Annotated in this window: 23 protein-coding genes and 5 pseudogenes; 16 read left to right on the forward strand and 12 right to left on the reverse strand. The window is 71.3% G+C overall.

The features are described from left to right. Positions 1 to 31 precede the first annotated feature (31 nt). Positions 32 to 616 carry a hypothetical protein gene (locus LP418_RS04615; protein WP_257955395.1) on the forward strand — a complete coding sequence of 195 codons (585 nt, stop codon included), beginning with the start codon at positions 32 to 34 and terminating at the stop codon, positions 614 to 616. A gap of 43 nt (positions 617 to 659) precedes the next feature. Then, positions 660 to 974 (forward strand): GNAT family N-acetyltransferase, encoded by a 315-nt coding sequence (locus LP418_RS04620; protein WP_257955396.1) that lies wholly within the window; start codon positions 660 to 662, stop codon positions 972 to 974. Positions 975 to 1,023: 49 nt separating this feature from the next. On the opposite strand, the gene LP418_RS04625 is transcribed toward LP418_RS04620, so the two are convergent. Next, the gene (locus tag LP418_RS04625) at positions 1,024 to 1,524 is read right to left on the reverse strand and encodes a CHRD domain-containing protein (RefSeq protein ID WP_257955397.1); all 501 of its coding nucleotides are present in this window, start codon (positions 1,522 to 1,524) and stop codon (positions 1,024 to 1,026) included. A gap of 183 nt (positions 1,525 to 1,707) precedes the next feature. Here LP418_RS04625 and aspS point away from each other — a divergent pair. Next, positions 1,708 to 3,109, forward strand: a pseudogene (gene aspS / locus LP418_RS04630) (aspartate--tRNA(Asn) ligase). 20 nt (positions 3,110 to 3,129) lie between these two features. On the opposite strand, the gene LP418_RS04640 reads toward aspS, so the two are convergent. The 7 genes and pseudogenes from LP418_RS04640 to LP418_RS04670 form a co-directional block, all read right to left on the reverse strand. Further along, on the reverse strand, positions 3,130 to 3,744 hold the full coding sequence (locus LP418_RS04640; RefSeq protein WP_257955398.1) for a VanW family protein: 615 nt from the start codon (positions 3,742 to 3,744) through the stop codon (positions 3,130 to 3,132). A gap of 569 nt (positions 3,745 to 4,313) precedes the next feature. Then, positions 4,314 to 4,898: pseudogene (locus LP418_RS04645) on the reverse strand (peptidoglycan binding domain-containing protein); the annotation flags it as partial. Positions 4,899 to 4,907: 9 nt separating this feature from the next. Next, positions 4,908 to 5,264 (reverse strand): hypothetical protein, encoded by a 357-nt coding sequence (locus tag LP418_RS04650; protein WP_257955399.1) that lies wholly within the window; start codon positions 5,262 to 5,264, stop codon positions 4,908 to 4,910. Between the two features lie 4 nt (positions 5,265 to 5,268). Beyond that, a complete protein-coding gene (locus LP418_RS04655; protein WP_257955400.1) occupies positions 5,269 to 5,601 on the reverse strand; it encodes a hypothetical protein in 333 nt (110 codons plus the stop codon). After that, complete coding sequence (locus tag LP418_RS04660; protein WP_257955401.1) at positions 5,598 to 6,176, reverse strand: PIG-L family deacetylase; 579 nt, start codon at positions 6,174 to 6,176, stop codon at positions 5,598 to 5,600. The genes LP418_RS04655 and LP418_RS04660 overlap by 4 nt, the downstream gene beginning before the upstream one ends. A gap of 122 nt (positions 6,177 to 6,298) precedes the next feature. Next, positions 6,299 to 7,078, reverse strand: coding sequence for a DMT family transporter (locus LP418_RS04665; RefSeq protein ID WP_257955402.1), 780 nt, complete (start codon positions 7,076 to 7,078; stop codon positions 6,299 to 6,301). A 263-nt stretch (positions 7,079 to 7,341) separates the two neighbouring features. Further along, positions 7,342 to 7,752, reverse strand: coding sequence for a (deoxy)nucleoside triphosphate pyrophosphohydrolase (locus tag LP418_RS04670; protein WP_257955403.1), 411 nt, complete (start codon positions 7,750 to 7,752; stop codon positions 7,342 to 7,344). 22 nt (positions 7,753 to 7,774) lie between these two features. Here LP418_RS04670 and LP418_RS04675 point away from each other — a divergent pair, with 22 nt between their 5' ends. From LP418_RS04675 to LP418_RS32410, 3 genes and pseudogenes are all read left to right on the forward strand, one after another. Next, positions 7,775 to 8,908, forward strand: a complete 1,134-nt coding sequence (locus LP418_RS04675; RefSeq protein ID WP_257955404.1) for a hypothetical protein — start codon at positions 7,775 to 7,777, stop codon at positions 8,906 to 8,908. Between the two features lie 535 nt (positions 8,909 to 9,443). Next, a pseudogene (locus LP418_RS32405) lies at positions 9,444 to 10,979 on the forward strand (S8 family serine peptidase); the annotation flags it as partial. Positions 10,980 to 11,190: 211 nt separating this feature from the next. After that, positions 11,191 to 11,832: a hypothetical protein gene (locus LP418_RS32410; protein ID WP_442940223.1), complete on the forward strand. Its 642-nt coding sequence runs from the start codon at positions 11,191 to 11,193 to the stop codon at positions 11,830 to 11,832. A 275-nt stretch (positions 11,833 to 12,107) separates the two neighbouring features. Here the strand turns inward: LP418_RS32410 and LP418_RS04685 are convergent, their stop codons facing one another. Both LP418_RS04685 and LP418_RS04690 read right to left on the reverse strand, forming a co-directional pair. After that, on the reverse strand, positions 12,108 to 12,917 hold the full coding sequence (locus LP418_RS04685) for a thioesterase family protein (RefSeq protein WP_257955406.1): 810 nt from the start codon (positions 12,915 to 12,917) through the stop codon (positions 12,108 to 12,110). A gap of 166 nt (positions 12,918 to 13,083) precedes the next feature. After that, on the reverse strand, positions 13,084 to 13,818 hold the full coding sequence (locus tag LP418_RS04690; protein WP_257955407.1) for a LysR substrate-binding domain-containing protein: 735 nt from the start codon (positions 13,816 to 13,818) through the stop codon (positions 13,084 to 13,086). Positions 13,819 to 14,038: 220 nt separating this feature from the next. Between LP418_RS04690 and LP418_RS04695 the strand changes: the two genes are divergently transcribed. Genes LP418_RS04695 through LP418_RS04705 form a run of 3 tightly spaced genes read left to right on the forward strand, consistent with a single transcriptional unit; the run spans position 14,039 to position 15,762 of the window. After that, positions 14,039 to 14,407, forward strand: a complete 369-nt coding sequence (locus LP418_RS04695) for a hypothetical protein (RefSeq protein ID WP_257955408.1) — start codon at positions 14,039 to 14,041, stop codon at positions 14,405 to 14,407. Beyond that, positions 14,392 to 15,279, forward strand: coding sequence for an MFS transporter (locus LP418_RS04700; RefSeq protein ID WP_257955409.1), 888 nt, complete (start codon positions 14,392 to 14,394; stop codon positions 15,277 to 15,279). The genes LP418_RS04695 and LP418_RS04700 overlap by 16 nt, the downstream gene beginning before the upstream one ends. Positions 15,280 to 15,288: 9 nt before the next feature. Further along, positions 15,289 to 15,762 carry an SRPBCC family protein gene (locus tag LP418_RS04705; RefSeq protein ID WP_257955410.1) on the forward strand — a complete coding sequence of 158 codons (474 nt, stop codon included), beginning with the start codon at positions 15,289 to 15,291 and terminating at the stop codon, positions 15,760 to 15,762. A 6-nt stretch (positions 15,763 to 15,768) separates the two neighbouring features. On the opposite strand, the gene LP418_RS04710 is transcribed toward LP418_RS04705, so the two are convergent. Both LP418_RS04710 and LP418_RS04715 read right to left on the reverse strand, forming a co-directional pair. Continuing rightward, positions 15,769 to 16,068, reverse strand: a complete 300-nt coding sequence (locus tag LP418_RS04710; RefSeq protein ID WP_257955411.1) for a glutaredoxin domain-containing protein — start codon at positions 16,066 to 16,068, stop codon at positions 15,769 to 15,771. A 1-nt stretch (position 16,069) separates the two neighbouring features. After that, positions 16,070 to 16,465: a VOC family protein gene (locus LP418_RS04715; protein ID WP_257955412.1), complete on the reverse strand. Its 396-nt coding sequence runs from the start codon at positions 16,463 to 16,465 to the stop codon at positions 16,070 to 16,072. A 159-nt stretch (positions 16,466 to 16,624) separates the two neighbouring features. Between LP418_RS04715 and LP418_RS04720 the strand changes: the two genes are divergently transcribed. The 7 genes and pseudogenes from LP418_RS04720 (at position 16,625) to LP418_RS32425 (ending at position 19,800) form a co-directional block, all read left to right on the forward strand. Further along, positions 16,625 to 16,912 (forward strand): hypothetical protein, encoded by a 288-nt coding sequence (locus LP418_RS04720; protein WP_257955413.1) that lies wholly within the window; start codon positions 16,625 to 16,627, stop codon positions 16,910 to 16,912. 49 nt (positions 16,913 to 16,961) lie between these two features. After that, positions 16,962 to 17,123, forward strand: a complete 162-nt coding sequence (locus LP418_RS32415; protein ID WP_442940113.1) for a hypothetical protein — start codon at positions 16,962 to 16,964, stop codon at positions 17,121 to 17,123. After that, positions 17,071 to 17,676, forward strand: a complete 606-nt coding sequence (locus tag LP418_RS04725; RefSeq protein ID WP_336275909.1) for an NAD-glutamate dehydrogenase domain-containing protein — start codon at positions 17,071 to 17,073, stop codon at positions 17,674 to 17,676. The genes LP418_RS32415 and LP418_RS04725 overlap by 53 nt, the downstream gene beginning before the upstream one ends. Next, on the forward strand, positions 17,609 to 17,878 hold the full coding sequence (locus tag LP418_RS04730) for an NAD-glutamate dehydrogenase (RefSeq protein ID WP_257955415.1): 270 nt from the start codon (positions 17,609 to 17,611) through the stop codon (positions 17,876 to 17,878). The genes LP418_RS04725 and LP418_RS04730 overlap by 68 nt, the downstream gene beginning before the upstream one ends. Then, a pseudogene (locus LP418_RS32420) lies at positions 17,853 to 18,973 on the forward strand (NAD-glutamate dehydrogenase domain-containing protein); the annotation flags it as partial. The gene LP418_RS04730 and the pseudogene LP418_RS32420, both read left to right, overlap by 26 nt. 25 nt (positions 18,974 to 18,998) lie before the next feature. Continuing rightward, positions 18,999 to 19,679: pseudogene (locus LP418_RS04740) on the forward strand (hypothetical protein); the annotation flags it as partial. Further along, positions 19,651 to 19,800, forward strand: coding sequence for a hypothetical protein (locus LP418_RS32425; RefSeq protein ID WP_442940224.1), 150 nt, complete (start codon positions 19,651 to 19,653; stop codon positions 19,798 to 19,800). The pseudogene LP418_RS04740 and the gene LP418_RS32425, both read left to right, overlap by 29 nt. The last annotated feature ends 52 nt before the right edge of the window (positions 19,801 to 19,852 follow it).

The raw sequence follows: 19,852 nt of genomic DNA on the forward strand, positions 1-19,852 counted from the left end.
GGTGGGACGCGACCAACCTTAGTATCTCGACATGACCGATGCGCCGGAACCCCACACCGTGGGCAGGCACCAACTCGGTCCGCACGTCGTCGGCACGCGCATCGTGGTGCGCCACCTGCTGCCGGACGGTCGTGCCACGGACGTCCTCGGCGTCTGTACGGCGTGGGCCGACGGCCTCGTGACGATCGACTCGCTGAGGGGGCCGGTGAGGATCGCGGTGGCCGACATCGTCACCGGCAAGCCGGTGCCGCCCCGCGCCTCGGTCCGCCAGCGGGTCCCGGCCCGCGACATCGAGCTGCACTCCTTCGCGCACTGGGACGAGATGCTGCGCGAGCCCGTCGGCGAGTGGTTGGTTCGGAGCTCTCCCCCGGTTGGCGGCCGGCTGCTCAAGCGCGCCAACTCCGCGCTGGCAATGGGCGACCCCGGCGTCGCCCTGACGGCGGCCGCCGACGCCGTACGCGCTGCCTATGCGCGACTCGAGCGACCCGCCCCCGGCTCAGATCGAGCTCGGGTCGACGGTGGAGGCCGGGCTGCTCGATCTCGGCTGGACCCCGCTTGGCCACGGCGACTCGCACACCCAGCTCGCGCCCGTCTCGCGGGCCCTGCGCTCATGTAACCGGCGTTTGCAGGAACTGAACGGCCCACGCAACGGCCGTTCAGTGGGTGCAACCGCCGGTTACATCGAAGAGGGCGACCGCCTGCGCGTTGAGTACGGCGACGAGCCGGTCATCGCCCGGGGCGAGGCGTCCGTCGATGGAGACTGGCTCGGCCTCACCCACCTCGTCGTCGACCCGGCACACCGGCGTCAGGGGCTCGCCACGCGAGTGCTCGCCGAGCTGCTCGACTGGGGCGCCACCCGCGGCGCGACCACCGCCCGGCTGCACGTCGAGACCGACAACCGGGCCGGCATGGCGACGTACGAACCACTCGGGTTCGTCACCCACCACACCAACCGCTACCTCGCGGCGCCATGAGCGCTTGGACCTGAGTCTTCTCGAGACTCAGGTCCAAGCGACGACGGGATCAGTGCCCGGCGTGCAGCTGCGCGCGGATGGCGCCGCCGGGGTATTCACCGTTGTGGACGTTGACGTAGAAGGACGACGGGTTGGCCGGGATCTCTCGGACCTCACCGGGGTCGAGGCCCTTGCCGGCCTCACCCTCGGTCAGGCAGTCGGCCGCCTGCCCGTCCTGCGGCCGGGCGAGGTTGACCTCGACCGGGCCGTTGGCGCCGGCGGCACCTTCGTGGATGTGCGCGGCGCGCGGGGCCCCCGGAGCGAGCTCGAGCTCGGCGATCTTGGAGACCTCGAGGACGTAGCAGAGGGTCGTGGGGTCTCCGTCGATCCCGAAGACGTAGACGCTGCCGCGGCCATTGGGGTCGCCGGCGATGGCCGCAGACCCGTCGGGCGCGACCTCCTGACGACCGTCGAGATCACCCTCGAGGAGGGTGTTGGTGTGCCCAGCCTGCGCGGCCGGGGGGCATGAGGACGGTGCCGATGCCGATCCCTGCGGCGGCGGCGATGGCAACGGCGAGAACGTTCATTGACCTGTTCTTCATCTGGATCTCCTGATGACGTTGGCGGCAGGGAGATTCCTGCCACCACCAGTTCGAAGCCGCGGGGTCTCCCGGATTGCCAGCTCGGACTTGCCTCGCGGGCATGCCTGACCTCACCATGGGACCCGACGACCGAGGGGACTGACAACCCCCGCATGAGTGGTCATCCGCGCGTCCGGCGTCACCGACGAGAGGCCGAGTGTTTCTGCTCGGCGAAGGTGTGGTGGCGCCGCGACCTTGCCCCCGCCCACACCTCCGGGGCCACGCCAACTGGAGGTACTCATGAGATCGCTCTGTTCATCGCTGCCCGCCGCCGAGCCCGGCTCGATCGTCACGCTCGAGGGCTGGGTGCACCGGCGCCGCGAGCTGGCCCGCATCACCTTCCCCGGTCGTGCGCGACCGCAGCGGCTCCGGCCCGGGTCGTGCTGCCCGCCGGCACCGAGGTGCCACCCGAGGAGACGACGATCCGTGTCGTCGGTACGACGACGGCCAACCCGCAGGCACCGGGCGGCGTCGAGGTCACGGACGCGTCGATCCAGCTGCTCGGCGACCCCGCCGACACACCGGCCGTCGAGCTCTGGCGACCCGCGCTCGACGCGAGCTTGCCGGTGCTGCTCGACCACGCGGCGACGACGTGGCGCCACCCCGTGCAGAAGGCCAAGTGGGAGCTGGCGGCCGCCTCGCTGCACGGCTTCCGGTCGTCGCTCGACGGCGCGGGCTTCACCGAGGTGCACTCGCCCAAGCTGGTCGAGTCAGCGACCGAGTCGGGCGCCAACGTCTTCGAGGTCGACTACTTCGGGAGGCCGGCCTACCCGGCCCAGAGCCCGCAGTTCTACAAGCAGGTCATGGTCGGGATCTTCGAGCGGGTCTACGAGGTCGGACCGGTGTTCCGCGCCGAGCCCCACGACACCGTGCGACACCCGGCCGAATACGTCAGCCTCGACGTCGAGCTCGGCTTCATCGAGGACCATCGCGAGGTGGTCGCGTGCCTGCACGACACGGTCGCGGGCATGGTGGCCGGGATCCACGAGCGCGCCGCCACCGCCGTCGAGCGGCTCGGCATCGAGGTGCCCGTGGTTCCCGAGGAGTTCCCGATCCTGCACTTCCGCGAGGCTCTCGCGATCGCGGGCGCGCCCGCCGACGAGCCGGACCTCGCGCCCGCTCACGAGCGCGCGCTCGGCGCCCGGGCCAAGGAGACGCACGGCAGCGACTTCGTGGTGGTCGAGGGCTACCCGACCGCGAGCCGGGCGTTCTACAGCCACCCCCGACCCGGCAGAGCCGACGTGGTCGAGGTCCTTCGACCTGATCTTCCGCGGGCTGGAGCTGGTCAGCGGCGCCCAGCGGCTGCACCGGCACGACGACTACGTGGCGACGCTGTCGGAGCGGGGCTACCCGTTGGCGCCGTGCGCGTCGTACGTCGAGGCGTTCCGCCGGGGCATCCCGCCGCACGGCGGCTTCGCGATCGGGCTGGAGCGCTGGGTGGCGCGGCTCGTGGAAGCGACCAACATCCGCGAGGTCACGTTGTTCCCGCGCGACCTGAACCGACTGGCGCCGTAGCCGGGGCGCCGAGGACAACGTCAGCTGACGTTGTCCTCGGCGTCCGGGTTGGTGCAGATCACCGTGTCGGACGGGGTGTAGGTGGTGGAGAAAGTCTCCGGCTCACGGGTCTCGGTGTTCGGGCTGACCGGTTCGAAGTAGCGCTTGACGTCGATGTCGAAGCCGCCGTAGCCCTCGTTGGCGTGGCACTTCTTGGTGTCGATCTTGCGCACCTTGGCCTTGGTGATGTTGTAGCGCTCGGACTCCGACGTGGTGATGTTCCAGTGCTTCGTGGAGTACATCGAGACGGTCACCACGCCGCTGGAGGTCGGAGTAGCCGGGGTGACGTTGGCGTAGATCAGCACGCCGTAGGGGGTGTCGTTCTTGAACTGCAGGTCGATGGCGCCCCGGGCCACGGTCGCCTCGCGGCCGATCGGGTAGCGGTCGATGTAGAACGAGTGCGGCTTGTGCTCGACGTCCTCGAGGCCCGCGAAGAACATCGCGTTGAAGGTGGTCGTCGCCATCTGCGAGACGCCGCCGCCGAGGTCGGTGACCGGGATGCCGTCCCGGATGATGTAGCCCTCGGTGAAGCCGTTCTCGCGGGTCCGCTCGCCGACGGTGTCGTTGAGGCTGAAGGTCTCGCCGGGCTTGAGCACCGTGCCGTTGACCAGCTCGGCGGCCCGCCCGATGTTGACGTTGCGGTATTCGGCGTACGGGTAGTAGGTCGTGAAGGTCGAGACACGTTCCTTGATCTGGAGCGCCCGGGCGTCCTTCGTCGTGAACTCGGGCTGCGCGACCTTCGCGTCGACCTGCAGCGTGCGCTCGCCGACGGGGGCCGCGACCAGCGCCGGAAGCCGGCGTCGACCTGCGCCCGGTCGTAGGTCACGCCGGGCTTGGCCCGGATCACCTTCGGCACTCCGCCCACGAGCGCCACGGTGGCGTCGACGGGCGCGCCCTCGGCGACGACGTTGGCGGACACGATCTCGGCCAGCTTCGCCGCGTCGAGCTGCGGCACGAGCGCGCCGTCGACCGGCGCGAGGCTCAGGGCCGGGGTGTAGTCCCGGGGGAAGAGCTTGATCGTCGCCTTGTCGAAGCTCAGCGTCACCGGGTCGGACACGGCCGGGTTGGCGAACGTCTCGCGTGCGGCGGCCACGTCGGCCTCGTCGACCGTGGGCTGCGACTGGGTCAGCTCGAGCTCGGGCGTCCCGTCCTCGGAGAGGTACGCCGCAACGAGCGCGTCCTGAGTGGACGCGGGATCGAGCGCGCGGCCGACGCGAGGCTTGACCGTCGTGATGGATCGGCCGTCGAAGCCGACGGCGCCTTCACGGGGTGCTTCGCCGTACTGCTCGTTGAGTCCCGCCAGCGCCGTCGCGAACGCGGCCTCGTCGACGGTCACCTCGGCCTCGAACTCCTGCCCGCCGGTGAAGTAGTTCCACAGTCGGACCGGGTCCCAGCTGCTCTCGCCGCCGGCCTCGGCGACGGAGGCGTCGTAGTCGACGGAGATGCCCGCGGCGGTCGGGTCGATGCTGACGGGCTTGCCGTCGATCGTGACCTCGATCGGGCCGGAGACCCGGTCGGCGAGGCCGGCCTGCAGGCGCTGCGCGGCCTCGGCCTGCGGGTGCCCGCCGATGCTGACGCCGGAGACGGTGGTGCCGCGCGCGACCTTGTCGGCGGCGGCGTAGTGCGCACCCACATAGGCCCCGCCGATCAGCAGGCCGAGCCCCAGCAACAGCCACAGGACGATCCGGCCGCCGGACTTGTCGGCGGCGGCATCATCGGTGTGGTCATCGGTGCTGGGGAGGATCGACACGGTGTGATCCTAGGTAACGGGTGGCGAAACGCCCGGATCCTCGCGGCGCGCGACGACGATTCGGCACGGTCGCCAGCGCGACCGGAAGACCGGGAACGAGCCGCCGAGGAGGCCGTAGCCCGACGTCGAGCTGGGGATCAGGTAGTCACCTTCGGCACGGGGCAGCACGACGTAGGCGATCGCGCCGAACCAGCCCAGCATGAAGGCGAACCGCCAACCGCCCGCGGGCAGCGCGAGCGTCGTGAGTGTGGCTGCGGCAAGGCCGAGGGCGAGCCCCCACCACCAGCCGTGGACCAGCGCGGCGGCCAGTCCCCCGCCGGCTCCGACGACCAACAGCGCGAGCGCCACCAGCGCCCGGACGAGCATCAGCTCACAGGCCGGCGAAGAGGTCGGTCTCGAAACCGTGCTCGCTCACCGACCCGCGCTCGCCCTTGGCCGGGACGTAGAACTCCTCGCCCCAGAAGGCGTGCCCCGACTCGGCGCCGGCGAAGAACGGCCCGTCCGGGTCGACCTGCGTGCGGTGCAGCTTGAGCGCCTCCATCTTGGCGTGCACGAACTCCGAGCCGTCGACGCACGCCGCGATCTGGTCGTCGGGCGTGATGAACGGGCCCATCTCGCCGTCGGGGTCCATGCCCTCGAAGCTCTCGGTGTCGCCGGCCTCGCGCATCTGCCGGATGCTGTCGTGGGTCTTCGACTCGCTCATCGCGCACCAGTAGATCTTGGCGATGTCGTGCGGGGTGCCGAGTGCGAGCTTGTACGTCGGGGGCGGCGGCCAGCACTGCGGCGTACATCGCGACCCGGTGTGCCCGGATGTGGTCGGGGGTGGCCGTAGCCGCCGAACTCGTTGTAGGTCACGAGCACCTGCGGGCGCAGCTCGCGGATCTCCTTGACCAGCTCGTCGGCGGCCTCGGTGAGATCGGCGTGCCAGAAGCCGTTGTCCGGCACGACGTCGGCGGCGACGGCGTGACCGTCCTCGTGCCGGGCCATCCCGGAGTCGTGGAAGCGGCCGAACCCGCCGAGCCAGCGGTGGTCGGTGACGCCGAGGCGGGCCATCGCGGCTGCGATCTCCTCCTTGCGACGCTCACCCGGGCCGCCGTCCTTGTCGTAGGCGAGGTGGCCGAGGTCGGGGACCAGCACCTCGCCCATCTCGCCGGCGGTGCAGGTCACGACGGTGACGCCGCGGCCCTCGGCGACGTACTTCGCCATGGTCGCGCCGTTGTTGATGGTCTCGTCGTCGGGGTGAGCGTGCACGAAGAGCGCATGCAGGTCGGCAGTCATGACACCAGCCTAGGTGGGGCACTGCGGGTGCCGAGCGCGACGCCGACGACGGCGACGACCGGGCCGATGAGCTCGAGCGGGCCGAGGGTCTCGCCCAGCACGATCCAGGGCGAGCACCGCCGTCACCGGCGGCGAGAGGAAGAACAGGCTCGACCCTGCGCCGGCTCCCCACGGCGTACGAGCGCACCCAGCAGGAGCAGGCCGACGATCGAGTTGATGATCGCCGGGAACGCCACGGCGATGCCGCCGCGGAGCGGGTCGGTGACGGCGTGGGTGCCCTCGAGCACGAGGGCGAGTACGGCGAGGGGCGGTGCCGACACCGAGAACTGGATCGCCGCCGACCAGATCGGGTCGGGGGCATGGCCGATCCAGCGCTGGCCGAGGGTGCCGAGGCTGAGGGTGATCGCACTGAAGACGGCGAGCCCGATCGCCACCGGTCCGCCCGCCGCCCGGACGTCGGGGCCGAGCACGATCAGCACGCCGGTGACGCCGATGACCAACCCCACGACCTGTCGGCGAGACAGCGACTCGCGCAGGAAGAGCGCGGCCAGCACGGCCGTGAGGACCGGGGTGAGCGCGTGCAGCAGGGAGGCCGGGGTCGCGCCGAGGCCCGCGTCGAAGGCGAGGTACATCGCGCCGAACTGCACCGCGTTCATCACGATGCCGGTCAGCGCGATCCGGCCCGCCGTGCCGCGGTCGATGCGCAGCGGTCCGCGCAGGATGCGTGCCGGGAGCAGCGCGAGCACGGCGGCGACGCCGAACCGGAGCGCCAGCAGCGTGAAGGGCGCGACGTGCTGCACGCCGTACGGGCCGGAGATGTAGCCGGACGACCACACCAGCACGAATGCGGCGGCCGGGACGAGCGGGAGCGCTCCGACCGGGCGCCCGGGAGAGTCAGTCAAGGGGCTTCTTGATCCGCTTCGGTGCGGTTGGCAGGACGAGGGGTGGGAGGGCCGGCGCGTCGGTCCCGGTGTCGGGCCAGCCGTCGAACTCGTCGACCAGCAGCTCCACCATGAAGTCCGGGGCGTCGGTGACGACCGCCCACGGGTGGCCCTCCTCGTCGTCCTCGCCGGCCGGGGCCCCCGCTCGGCGGCGGCCTCGAACCCGTTGGCCGCCAGTCGGCGTACGACCTGACGGGCGTCGTCCTCGTCGAAGAAGATGGCCCTCACGGTGCCATCCTCTCGCGCCGCCTGTTGCCCGGGGCAGGTAGGAACGGGCGGTCGGGGGCGAGCCAGTCGACGTCGTCGAGCTCGTCCGCGGTGACCCAGCGGAGGAGGTCGTGCTCGGTGGGCGTCGGCTCGCCTTCGGTGAGTACGGCGCACGCGACCCGCAGCTCGTGCCGGTCCCCGATCAGGGCGACGCCAGAGAGCCAGCCGGTCACCTCGATGACGCACCCGAGCTCCTCGCCGATCTCGCGGACGAGTGCGTCCTCGGGCGACTCGCCCGGCTCGACCTTGCCGCCGGGGAACTCCCAGCGACCTGCGGCCTCGGCGGGGGCGGTCCGGCGGGCGGCGAGCACGGAGCCGTCGCGGAAGATCGCGGCCCCCACGACGAGTGTGCGGGTCGGGACTGTCACGGTGCGAGATTACGGTGTGGCCATGCTGACCGAAGGAGTCCACCTCCAGCGGACCGACGAGAACGTCCGGGAGATCGCGGCCCCGGCCGCGGTGCTGGGCGAGCCGACGGGGCTGGGCGGGCTGCTGGACGACCTGAAGTACCGGGCCCGTCGCAGCCGTCTCCCGGCGCGACTCCTCGGCCGTGCGGTGAGTGACGCCTACACGTGGGACGCCTACGACCGGCGCGACCACGACTGGTACCCGCAGGGCATCTCGACCAGCGCCGACTCCTCCGACACCGAGGACATCGAGGGCCGCAAGGTGCTCGTCACGACGTGGTACTCCACCGGTCGCGACGGCGTGAAGCGCGGCTCGCGCGTGACCTTCCTCGACCTCGAGACGCTGAAGTATCGCCACGTCCTGCTGGTGAACCCCGTCTTCGACCGGGAGGGAAACCTCCAGCTGCGGCCGATGAACATCCACGCCGGCGGCATCGTCTGGGCCGGCGGCTACCTCCACATCGCCGCTACGAAGCGCGGGTTCGTCACCGCCGGGGTCGACGACATCATGCGGGTCCTCGGCGACGACGACCACCCGGACGAGCTCGGGTTCGACGGACAGCGCGTGTCGTCGTACGGCCATCGCTATGTCCTGCCCGTGCGCTTCACCTACAAGGCCTTCACCGACGACGGCCACGAGCAGCTGCGCTACTCGTTCCTGTCCCTCGACCGCCGCTCCGACCCGCCGGCCCTGCTGGCGGGCGAGTACAACATCGGCACCGCGCCGAACCGGCTCGCGCGCTACCAGCTCGACCCCGCCACCCGGCAGCTGCAGGCCGGTGACGACGGGTTCTCCCGACCGCTCGAGGTGGACGAGGGCGGCGTGCTGCAGATGCAGGGCGCCGCGCTGGCGGGCGGCCGCTACCACGTGACCGTCTCGCACGGGCCGTTCGTGCCAGGGCACGATCTATGCCGGGTCGTCGGGTCAGCTCAAGCCGATGCGGCTGGCGATGCCGATGGGGCCCGAGGACCTGACCTACTGGCCCTCGACCGACCGGCTGTGGTCCCTCACCGAGCACCCGCGGCGGCGCTGGATCGTGTCGATGAAGCGGTCGGCCTTCGACTGACGCCCACCGACGGCTCGACGGGTCTGACGACGGTACGTCGAAATGCTTGACGTGTGTGACGTCGGTGACGTTGTCTTTGCGCAGCCTCGCCGATCGTCTACCCATCGACGCGCGAGGAAACAGCGTTCTCCATCCGGGCACGCCATCAAGGAGTCTCCTTTGTCAGTCTTCTCTCGGGGCACGGGAGCGCGCAGTCGCTCCTTGGCTCTCCTCTCCGCCGGACTGCTCGTCGCGGGCGTCACGGTCACTGCCGCCGCCACGGCGGCGACCGCCGAGCCGGCCTCCACGGCGACCACGGCGACCCCCGAGCAGGCGCTCGGCGCCGGCCGCTACATCGTGATGCTCCGCCAGCCCGGCGCGACCCGCTACGAGGGCGGCATCGACGGCCTCGCGGCCACCCGGGCCCGCTCGGGCAACAAGTTCAACGCCCGCTCCGACAAGGTCGCGCAGTACTCGCGCTTCCCGGAACGCGAGCAGAGCCGGATCGCCGACGCCGTGGGGGCCGACGTGTTCTCGCAGACCACGATCGCCTCCAACTCGTTCACCGCGCAGCTCACCGCGCAGCAGGCAGCGGAGCTCGCCGTCATGCGCGAGGTGCTGACGCTGGTCGAGGACACCGCCTTCGAGCTCGACACCCGGAACACGCCGCGCTTCCTCGGCCCGGAGTCCCAGTCGGGCACCGGCACCGGCGGCCAGTGGGCCGCCAACGGCGGCGTGGCCAACGCCGGGAAGGGCGTCGTCGTCGGCATCCTCGACAGCGGCATCTGGCCGGAGTCGGCGTCGTTCGCCGGTCCCAAGCTGAAGAGCAAGGCAGGGGGACAGTTCACGCCCTACCGCTCGGGCCGCTCGACCTTCATGAACAAGGCCGACGGCAGCCAGTTCCGCGGCATGTGCGAGACCGGGGAGGACTGGGAGGTCAACGACTGCAACCAGAAGCTCATCGGTGCCCGCTACTACGCCGACGCGTTCGTCGCCAGCGTCCCGGTCGAGAAGCGCGACGCCAACGAGTTCATCTCCACGCGTGACGGTGATGGCCACGGCAGCCACACCGCCAGCACCGCCGCCGGCAACTTCGGTGTCTCGGCCTCGGTCGAGGGACGTGACTTCGGCACCGTGAGCGGCATGGCCCCTGTGGCCAAGATCGCCGCCTACAAGGTGTGCTTCAACGACACCGACCCGAACACCGGTGGCTGCTACACCTCCTCGACGCTCGCCGCCGTCGACGACGCCGTGACCGACGGCGTGGACGTCATCAACTACTCGATCTCGGGTGCGACCAACACCGTCGTCGACGCGGTCGAGTTCGCCTTCCCGGGTGCTGCGGCAGCGGGCGTCTTCGTCGCCGCCTCGGCCGGCAACAGCGGCCCGACCGCCTCCACGGTCGCGCACAACAGCCCGTGGATCACCACGGTGGCGGCTGCGACCCACGCCGTGTTCGAGAACACCGCAGTGCTCGGCAACGGTGCGAAGTACAAGGGCGCCTCGATCAACGGCACGCCGCTGGCCAGCACGCCGCTCGTCAACTCGACCGCGTCCGGTCTCGCCCCGGCCACCGCCGACGAGGTCCGCCTCTGCGCGCCCGGCAGCCTCGACCCGGCCAAGGTCACCGGCAAGGTCGTCGTCTGCGACCGCGGCGTCTACGACCGGGTCGCCAAGAGCTCCGCGGTGAAGCAGGCCGGCGGCGTGGCGATGATCCCGGTCAACATCACGCCCGGCAGCCTCGACGCCGACTTCCACGCCGTGCCGACCGTGCACCTCGACCACGTGGCAGCCCCCGCGATCAAGGCCTACGCCGCGACCGCAGGCGCCACCGCGTCCTTCGAGTCCGGCGACACCACCGGCGGCTCGCCGACCGTGGTGCCGCAGATCGCCGGCTTCTCCTCGCGTGGCCCCGCGAAGGCGAGCGACTCCGACGTCATCAAGCCCGACATCGCGGCTCCCGGTGCCAGCGTGCTGGCCGCGGTCGCCCCGCCGTCGGGCCGGGGACGTGACTTCGACCTCTACTCCGGCACGTCGATGTCCAGCCCGCACGTCGCCGGTCTCGCGGCCTTCATCCTCGGGGTCAACCCGCAGTGGACGCCGATGACCGTCAAGTCGGCCATGATGACGACCGCCTACGACCTCAAGAAGGCCGACGGCAGCGCGCACCGGGACCCCTTCGCCCGGGGCGCCGGTCACGTCGACCCGACCGGGTTCTTCGACCCGGGTCTCGTCGTCACCTCCAGCGAGGACGAGTGGCTGAGCTTCGTCGAGGGTCAGGGCTTCCCCGATCGACGGTGTCGAGCCGATCGCGGCCAACGCCCTCAACGTCCCCTCGATCGCCCGGGGCCGGGTGGCCGCCAGCACCAGCATCACGCGCACGTTCACCGGCCTGCGTGCCGGCACGTGGAGCGTCGAGGCCACCGTGCCCGGCTTCCGTGTCACGACGGACAAGTCGTCGGTGACCATCGGGTCCGCCGGCGAGCGGGTCGCGGTGACCTTCACCTTCACCCGCACCGACGCCGCACTCGCGAAGTTCTCGACGGGCTTCGTCACCCTGACCGGTCCCACCACGGTCCGGATGCCGGTCGCGCCCGTCCGGTCTCGGTCAAGGCTCCCGCCACGGTGGCGGGCACCGGCGCCGACGGTCGTGCCACGGTCGACATCACCGCCGGCTACACCGGTGAGCTCGACGTCCGCCCGACCGGTCTGGCCAAGGCCACGACGGTGGAGCGCAGCACCGCGGTCGGCGAGGACTTCCGAGCGTACGGTCGTCGTGCCCGCCGGCACCAAGGCCGCCCGCTTCGTCGCCGACGCCGCCAACGACGCCGCCGACCTCGACCTGACCGTCTACCGCCTCAACGCCGCCGGCACGCCGGTGGCCGTGGCGGGCCAGTCGGCCACGGGCGCGGCGGACGAGACGGTGACCCTGCTCAACCCGGTCGCCGCGTCCTACCCGGTCGTGGTCAACGGCTCACGCCGCTGCCCCCGGTGAGACCAGCATCGCGACGACCTACGACGAGTACGTCGTCGGTGGGACCGGTCTCGGCAGCTTCCACGCCGAGCCCGACCCGGTCGCGGTCACCCGGGGTGCGAGCACCTCGTTCGACGCAGTCTGGACGGGCCCGGAGGCCGGTCGCTACCTCGGCGTCGTGGAGTACGACGGGGCCCCGGCACCGACCTACGTGACTGTGTCCGTGCCGTGACCTGATCGCGGATCAGCACGACCACGAGCGGGCGTGGCTCCTTCGGGAGTCACGCCCGTTTCTGTCAGCCGCGCGGGTGCCGCGCCAGCTGGCGGCTCTGGGCCACGAGGCGGTCCGCGGAGTCCCAGACCTCGCAGTCCTCCTCGAACATCCCGCCCGCGACGTTGCGGGTGCGGTGACTGACGCGCAGCCAGCCCGGGGCCGGCTTGGCCCGCACGTGCACGGTCAGCTCGAGGGTCGGCGCCCAGCCGAACATCCCGAGGTCGAAGGTCACCGGCGGCAGCGCGTCACACACCATCAGCAGCTCGATCGGGTCGGGGTCGCGCTCGCCCTTGAGCCGGAACCACGCCTGCATCAGCCCGTTGCCCGACGGCTTGCCGACGGCCCACCCCGCACACCCGGGGTCGAACCGCATGTCGAAGCGCTCCATCAGCGGGGCGATCTTGCGGACATCCTCGGGGGCCAGCGTGTTGGGCACGCACTCCTCGAGCGGCGCCATGATCGGCGGCTTCGCCGTGGTGCGGACGTCGTCGGGCAGGCGGTCGAGGTCGCCGCACGTCGCGAGCACGGTGATCCTCGCGTCGTCACCCTGCTTGAGGTCGGCCGCGAGGGTGGCCACGCTGCCTCCGTCGCGCAGGACGCGGGTCGCCACCGTCGCCGGTCCCGGCACCGAGGCGGAGAGGTAGTAGGCGCTGACCGCGATCGGGTCCGGCTTGCCGGGAGCGACCTTGCTGAGCGCGTTGCCGATGGTGGCGAGGAGGTAGCCGCCGTTGACTCCGCCGCCGACGACCCAGCCGTCCGTGAGGTCGGCCGTGAACTCGCCGTCGGTCGTCGGGGTGACGGCGATGTGGTCGTCCCACTCGATCTCAGTCATGGCGCGAGCCTAGAGCGACCCCGCTGAGGTCGCCTCGAGCCGGTATCCGGTGGTTACCAAAACACCCGACTTGGCGGCCTCCGGCCGGTTGGTAGGTAACTGGATACCTACCAACCGGCGAGGGCACCGGAATCCGAGCGTTTGGTATCCGGTGGATACCAAAGTGTCAGTGGTTCGCGGTCCCCGCGACGATCGACGCCCGCAGTCGTTCGGCCGCCGGCGGCAGTTTCCGATCAGTGCGCCGGGTGAGGCCGATGCTGCGGCGGGCGCCCGGCGACCCGACGATCTGGATGCCGTGCGTGCCGGAGAGCCCGACCATCGCCTCGGGCACGATCGCCACCCCGAGGCCCGCGGCCACGAGCCCCTCGATCGTCGCCGGTCCCGGCTCTCGAACGAGATCTCGAGGGCGACCCCGGCCTCCCGGAGCAGCGAGTCGACGAGCGTACGGAAGCCGTATCCGGGTGGCGTGGTGACCAGCTCCTCCCCCCCGGTCGGCCGGGCGCAGGCGCGATCGTCCGGCCAGCCGGTGCGTCGGGGGTACGGCGACGACCAGCCGCTCCTCCTGCAGCAGGTGCCAGCCGTGGCCGGCGGAGCGGCGCGAGCTGATCGCGAGGTCGACCGCGCCGCTGGCCGGGTCCGCCTCGAGCTCGTGGGACGGCTCTCGGCTCAGCAGCACCCGCACCCGCGGCGCGACAGCGTGGAACTCGCGGAGCAGCTGCGGCACGAGCGAGGTCGCCATCGAGTCGAGGAAGGCCAGCCGGGCGACACCGGACTCGGGGTCGAGCGCGCCCCGCACGTCGACCACCAGCTGGTCGTAGCGCGCCACGACCTCGCGCGCCCCGGTCGCCACCAGCTCTCCGATCGGGGTGAGGTGCACGCCGTCGGCCGCCCGCGCGAACACTGGGTGCCCATCTCACCCTCGACCCGGGCCGGGGCTCGCGACAAGGTGGGCTGGGTGATCCCGAGGATCGCGGCCGTGTCGGTCACGTGCTCGTGGTCGGTGACGGCGAGCAACCACTCCAGTCCCGGATCTGCACTCCACGATCATACGCCCGACGTATGCACATTTGGCGTTCTCGACATTGGACGCATGACATTTGTCGGCGCACACTCGGTGAGCGATGTCCGCTCCCACCATCTCCGTCCCGACCGCGCTCGACGCCGGTCACCTGCCCGGCTCCACGGGCTACCGGCGCGTCGTGATCGCACTGTTCGCCGCGGGCCTCGCCACCTTCGAGCTGCTCTACAGCACCCGGGCGATCCTCCCGGCGCTCGCGGCCCCGCTTCGACGTCTCCTCGACCGAGACGACGCTGACCCTCTCGCTGGCGACCCTGTCGCTCGGTGTCTCCCTGCTCGTCGTGGGCCCGCTCTCCGACGTGGTCGGCCGCACCCGGCTGATCCACCTCTCGATGACGCTCTCGGTGATCTGCGCCGTCGGCTGCGCGCTCGCCCCGACCTCGGACGTCGTTGCTGGTGCTGCGCTGCCTGATGGGCGTCGCGCTGGCGGGACTGCCCGCCGTCGCGACGGCCTACCTCCGCGAGGAGCTGCACGGCTCGACGCACGCGCGGGCCGCCGGGCTCTACATCGGCGGCACCGCACTCGGCGGGATGGCGGGTCGGTTGGTGACTGGCTACGCCGGCGAGCTCGCCGGCTGGCGGTGGGCGCTCGGCGCCGCCGCCCTTCTCGCACTGGCCTGCGCGATCGTCGTACGCCGCATGCTGCCCGAGTCACGCCACTTCTCCCCCGCCCCGACCGGCGTCGGCGCGATGCTCGCCATGGCGCGGCGGGCCGTGGCGGACCGGGCACTGGTGGGGCTCTACGTCATCGGCGGCTGCTCGGTCGGTGCGCTCGTGGCCATGCTCAACGTGATCGGCTTCAGGCTGGAGGCGCCGCCGTTCGGCCTCGGCCTCGGTGCCGCGAGCCCGGTGTTCCTCGTCTACCCCCTCGGCACGCTCAGTGCCGCCGCGTTCGGCCGCCTCGCCGACCGGATCGGTCGCCGCGCCGTGCTTCCGATCGGGACGGTGGTCGCGGTCGCGGGCGCCGTACTGACCCTGTCGTCGTCGCTGCCGGTGCTGGTCGCCGGTCTGTCGCTACTGGTCATCGGCTTCTTCGCCGTGCACGGCGTGGCGAGCGGCTGGGTGCCCGCCCGCGCACACGCGGGTGGGGTCAGCGCCGGCCGGGCGGCGTCGTTCTACACGTTCACCTACTACCTCGGGGCGTCGATCTTCGGCAGCCCGGGCGCGAAGGTCTGGACCGGCGTGGGCTGGTCGGGCGTGGTCGCGCTGACGGTGACGCTGCTGCTCGTCACTGGCGCGCTCGCCCTGCGGCTGCGGGTGACCCGCCAGATCGCCGCTCGCTAGGGTCGCGGCATGGACAACGACATTCGCCCCCTGCTCGAGCAGAGCATCGAGATCGCCGCGCCGGTCGCCTCCGTGTGGGACCCGGTCAGCGACGTGCGCCGCATGTCCGAGTGGAGCCCGCAGGTGACCTCGACTCGGCTGCGGAGCAGCTTCGACGAGGTGGCGCTGGGAGCCCAGTTCACCAACCGCAACATCCACGGCGAGCTCGAGTGGACCACTCGCGCGGAGATCGTGAAGTTCAGCCCGGAAACGGAGCTGGCCTTCCGGGTCGAGGACAACTGGGCGATCTGGTCGTTCCAGCTCACGCCTCGTGCCGGTGGCGGCGCCCTGCTGACCCAGCGGCGCGAGCTGCCCGACGGGCTCTCGGACCTCTCGAAGGAGCTCACCGACGGCTTCATGGGCGGGCAGGCCGCCTTCACCGAGAGCCAGCTCGCCGGGATGCGCGAGACGCTCGAGGCGATCAAGGCCGCGGCGGAGGCCTGAGGCTCTTCACACCGTCCGGGCCAGCGCGTCGACGACCAGCTTCGGCGGCGGGTTGGCGTGGGCCTCGCCGTCGATCACGACCGTCGGCACGGTCTCGTTGCCGTCGTTGACGCTCCGGACGTACGCCGCTGCGTCGGCGTCCGCCCAGATGTCGACCCACACGGCCTTGGCGCCGCGCTTGCCTAGGACGAGGCGCAGGCGCTTCGTGAACGGGCACCCCTTGCGCCAGTAGATGACGACCTTGCCCTCCGCTGCTGCCTGCGCGCCCTCGGCGGCGGAGACGGAGCTGGGTCGGTGTCCGAGCACGTCAACCTTCCGGGTTGTAGGCCGTCGCGTGGTGCGGCTGGTAGAGCAGCATGTCGTCCGCGCCGGGAACGTGCAGGCTGACGCCGCGCCCGAAACCCATCTCGTTCGGCTCGCCTGCAAACGTCGCACCCCGACCGGAGAGCTCGGCCATCGTGGCGTCCGGGTCGTCGCACATGACCGCGATCGCGTGGTGCCTCGGCGAGCTGTAGGCGTGCCCCTCGTGCTCGCCCGCGGTCGGGTGCACCCCGAGCTCGCTGCGCCCTGTGCTGAAGATCAGCCACTCGGCGGGATCGTCCGACCCCTCGGACACGAAGGGCCACTCGAGCACGTCCTTGAAGAACGCGCGGGTCGCGGGCGCGTCGTCGGAGTAGACGAGGGTGTGGAGCGCGGTGATCATGCGCGCCACGCTATCGCCGTACGGCGCGCATTCGGGCACCACCGTGCAGGTGTCTGTCATCCCAGACACCATGCGTGGCTCCCTGCTGGCCGTGGCCCTCACGACAGGTCTGCAATGGGAGGCGTGAACACGACCCCGCCCACAGCTGAGGACCACGCCATGCTCGCCCACCAGCCTTCCCGGGGCGGCGCGCCCACGGTCACCCTCGCCGCGTCGCCGGCCGAACCGGGCGCGGTCGACTGCACGTTGGTCTGGGCTGATGATGCGCCTCTTGTGGTCGACGCCGTGCAGATGTTCCAGAGCCTCGGCGTGCGAGTTGCTCGGCACACGACGAACGCCGGGGCCGAGCACTACGTTCTGCTCGACTGGCCGGGAGACGTGGACGAGAACGGCGACCTCTTCCGCGAAGCGCTGAGGGCGATCCATTCCCGGCGCAGCCGAGCGTGACGGCCTCAACAGCCTCGTCCTGCAGGAGCACCTGACGTGGCGGCAGGTCATGCTGCTGCGTGCGCTGTGCCGCTACCTGCGCCAGACGGGACTGGGGCTCGGGCTGGAATACATCCAGGGACACACTGGTCCGCAACGGCTCGCTCGCCCGCGCGACCGTGGCACTCTTCGAGGCCCGATTCGACCCGGACCACGGAACGCAGGAGGGTGAACAGCAGGCCGTCGCACAGCTCGAAGGGCTTCTCGACGGGGTGCGGACCTTGGACGAGGACCGGGTGCTGCGGTCCCTGAGCGAGGTGGTCCGCGCGACCATGCGCACCAGCTTCTTCCGGGCCGACGGCGCACAGAAGCCGCTGCCGCGGCTGACGCTCAAGATCGAGCCACGCTCGCTGGCGTTCGTCCCGGAACCGCGACCCTTGGTGGAGACGTTCGTCTACTCACCGCTCGTGGAGGGCCTGCATCTGCGCACCGCCCGGGTGGCGCGTGGCGGGCTGCGCTGGTCCGAGCGTCCCGAGGACTTCCGCTCCGAGGTGCTCGGCCCGGTCAAGGCGCAGCAGGTCAAGAACTCCGTCATCGTCCCGGCGGGCGCCAAGGGCGCCTTCGTCCTCCGCGTGCCCCTGACCGGTATCGACCGTGACGCTGCAGGGCCGCCCGGTGCGCGAGGCATATGCGGCCTTCATCCGCGGCCTGCTCGACGTGACCGACAACCCGGTCGACGGGGTCGAGCACCGCCCCTCGCGCGTGCGCTGCCACGACGACCCTGATCCCTACCTTGTGGTGGCCGCCGACAAGGGCACTGCCACATTCTCCGACCTCGCCAACGAGGTGGCCGCCGAGTACGGGTTCTGGCTCGGCGACGCCTTCGCCTCGGGCGGTTCCGAGCGGCTACGACCACAAGGGCATGGGCATCACCGCCCGCGGCGCCCGGGTGTCGGTCGAAGCGCATCTCGACGAGATCGGCTTTGATGCTGCACGTGAGCCGTTCACCGTCGTCGGGATCGGGGACATGTCCGGGGACGTGTTCGGCAACGGCATGCTCCTCTCCGACCAGATCCGGTTGGTCGCCGCATTCGACCACCGCCACATCTTCATCGACCCGGACCCTGACCCGGATTCCTCCTACGCCGAACGGCGGCGCCTCTTCGAGCTGCCTGCCTCGGACTGGACGTCCTACAACCCGAACCTGATCTCACCCGGTGGCGGCGTCTACTCACGCAACAGCAGGCGGATCCCACTGTCGGACCAAGCCCGGGCACGCCCGGGCATCACCGCGGAAGGCGAGTGGGCGAGACCGGACGATGTCGTGCGCGCAATCCTCACCGCCCCCGTCACCTTGTTGTGGAACGGCGGCATCGGCACGTACGTCAAGAGCTCCACCGAGGGGCACTCGGATGCTCGCGACAAAGCCAACGACGCGGTCCGTGTCGATGCCACCGACCTGCGCTGCCGGTCATCGGCGAGGGCGGCAACCCGGGCCTGACCCAGCCGGCACGCATCGAGTACGCGCGCCGGGGTGGTCGCATCAACGCCGACTTCGTCGACAACTCCGCAGGCGTGGATACCTCCGACCACGAGGTGAACCTGAAGATCCTGCTCACCCGCAACTACCCGAGTGGGGAGCACCGCGTCGATCGCGACCGTTTGCTGGCGTCCATGCAGGACGAGGTCGCCCATGCCGTGTTGGAGGACAATCGCCGGCAGGCACGGGCCATCAGCCTCGCGTTGCACCGGGGTCCCCTCGTACTGGACCGGCACGCGCGGCTGATCGCCCTGTTGGAGAAGGACGCTGGGCTGGACCGTCGCCTCGAGCACCTGCCCGATGACGAAGAGATCACGCGGCGTCGCGTGGCCGGCGACGGACTGAGCCGGCCGGAGCTCGCCACGCTCCTTGCCCGGTCGAAGATCAGCGTGCGGGAGGCCCTGCTGGACTCCGAGCTGCCCTCCGATCCCGCCGTCCGGGCCATGCTGGGCGCGTACTTCCCTCCCCGGGCACGGAGGGCCGGGCTCATCGAGCAGCACCCGTTGGCTCGCCAGATCGCCGGCACGGTCCCGGCCAACGACATCGTGAACCGAGGCCGGGCCCGGCTTCTTCGTCCGACTGGAAGAGCGCACCGGCGCGCTGCTGCCCGACGCTGCCGCCGCCTTCGCGGTCGCCCGCGACGTCCCGGGCCCGGGTCGACTCTGGGCGGAGGTCGACGACGACGCCATGGCGATCCCGGTGGACGGGCGGCTCTCCGCCTTGACGCTGATCCAACAGTCCCTCGAGGAGGGCGCGGGGTGGCTGCTGCGGAACCGTCCCTCGCCCCTCGCAATCGGGGACGTGATCGAGCGGTTGGCACACCGCGTCGCGGATGCGCAGGCCAGCCTGTTGAGGGGCTTGGACGACGGCACCGAGTCCGGGGTCGCGGCCGACGCCCTGATGCTCGCCGACCGCGGCGTGCCCGAGGTCCTTGCGCGTCGGATCGCGGAGTCGCGCCCGGCAGGCACCTCCCCGGACATCGGGGAGGCGGCCGCCGCCACCGCGTCGCCACTCCGGGACGTCGTCGCGGTGTGGCACGCCGTCGGCGAGGAGCTGGGGGCGAGATGGCTGCGGGCGGGCATGACGGTGACTGCAGGTGACCCGCACTGGCTCCAGCTGGCCAAGACATCGCTGGCCGACGAGCTGGCGACTCAGATGCGGACCATCACCGTGGACATCCCGGGACGCGACGCCCGCAGCGGCCGGTCCTGCGCAACGCGTGTCCGCATGGCTCGGGGCCCGGCCTGAGCCCGTTCGGCGGTACCACGCGACACTGGCGGAGGTGCGTGCCGTCCCCGAGGTGGATCTGGCGATGCTCTCCGTCCTCGCCCAGCACCGGAGGGAGCTGGCGAGGTCTCGCACCGTCTAGCACCCCCAGCGGGTCGGGTCACCGCTCTGCCCCCGAGCCTCTGTGCGAGCGT

Source organism: Nocardioides sp. B-3, assembly GCF_024703895.1.
In the GTDB taxonomy this organism is placed as follows: domain Bacteria; phylum Actinomycetota; class Actinomycetes; order Propionibacteriales; family Nocardioidaceae; genus Nocardioides.

Bases quoted from the DNA above. Each gene is read 5' to 3' on its own strand.
- LP418_RS04695 (WP_257955408.1), top strand. From the start codon at position 14,039: ATGTCCGCTCCCACCATCTCCGTCCCGACCGCGCTCGACGCCGGTCAC.
- LP418_RS04675 (WP_257955404.1), top strand. From the start codon at position 7,775: ATGCTGACCGAAGGAGTCCACCTCCAGCGGACCGACGAGAACGTCCGG.
- LP418_RS04720 (WP_257955413.1), top strand. From the start codon at position 16,625: ATGCTCGCCCACCAGCCTTCCCGGGGCGGCGCGCCCACGGTCACCCTC.
- LP418_RS04655 (WP_257955400.1), bottom strand. From the start codon at position 5,601: ATGAGCGAGTCGAAGACCCACGACAGCATCCGGCAGATGCGCGAGGCC.
- LP418_RS04660 (WP_257955401.1), bottom strand. From the start codon at position 6,176: ATGACTGCCGACCTGCATGCGCTCTTCGTGCACGCTCACCCCGACGAC.
- LP418_RS04615 (WP_257955395.1), top strand. From the start codon at position 32: ATGACCGATGCGCCGGAACCCCACACCGTGGGCAGGCACCAACTCGGT.
- LP418_RS04705 (WP_257955410.1), top strand. From the start codon at position 15,289: ATGGACAACGACATTCGCCCCCTGCTCGAGCAGAGCATCGAGATCGCC.
- LP418_RS04650 (WP_257955399.1), bottom strand. From the start codon at position 5,264: ATGCTCGTCCGGGCGCTGGTGGCGCTCGCGCTGTTGGTCGTCGGAGCC.
- LP418_RS04715 (WP_257955412.1), bottom strand. From the start codon at position 16,465: ATGATCACCGCGCTCCACACCCTCGTCTACTCCGACGACGCGCCCGCG.
- LP418_RS04685 (WP_257955406.1), bottom strand. From the start codon at position 12,917: ATGACTGAGATCGAGTGGGACGACCACATCGCCGTCACCCCGACGACC.
- LP418_RS32415 (WP_442940113.1), top strand. From the start codon at position 16,962: ATGCTGCTGCGTGCGCTGTGCCGCTACCTGCGCCAGACGGGACTGGGG.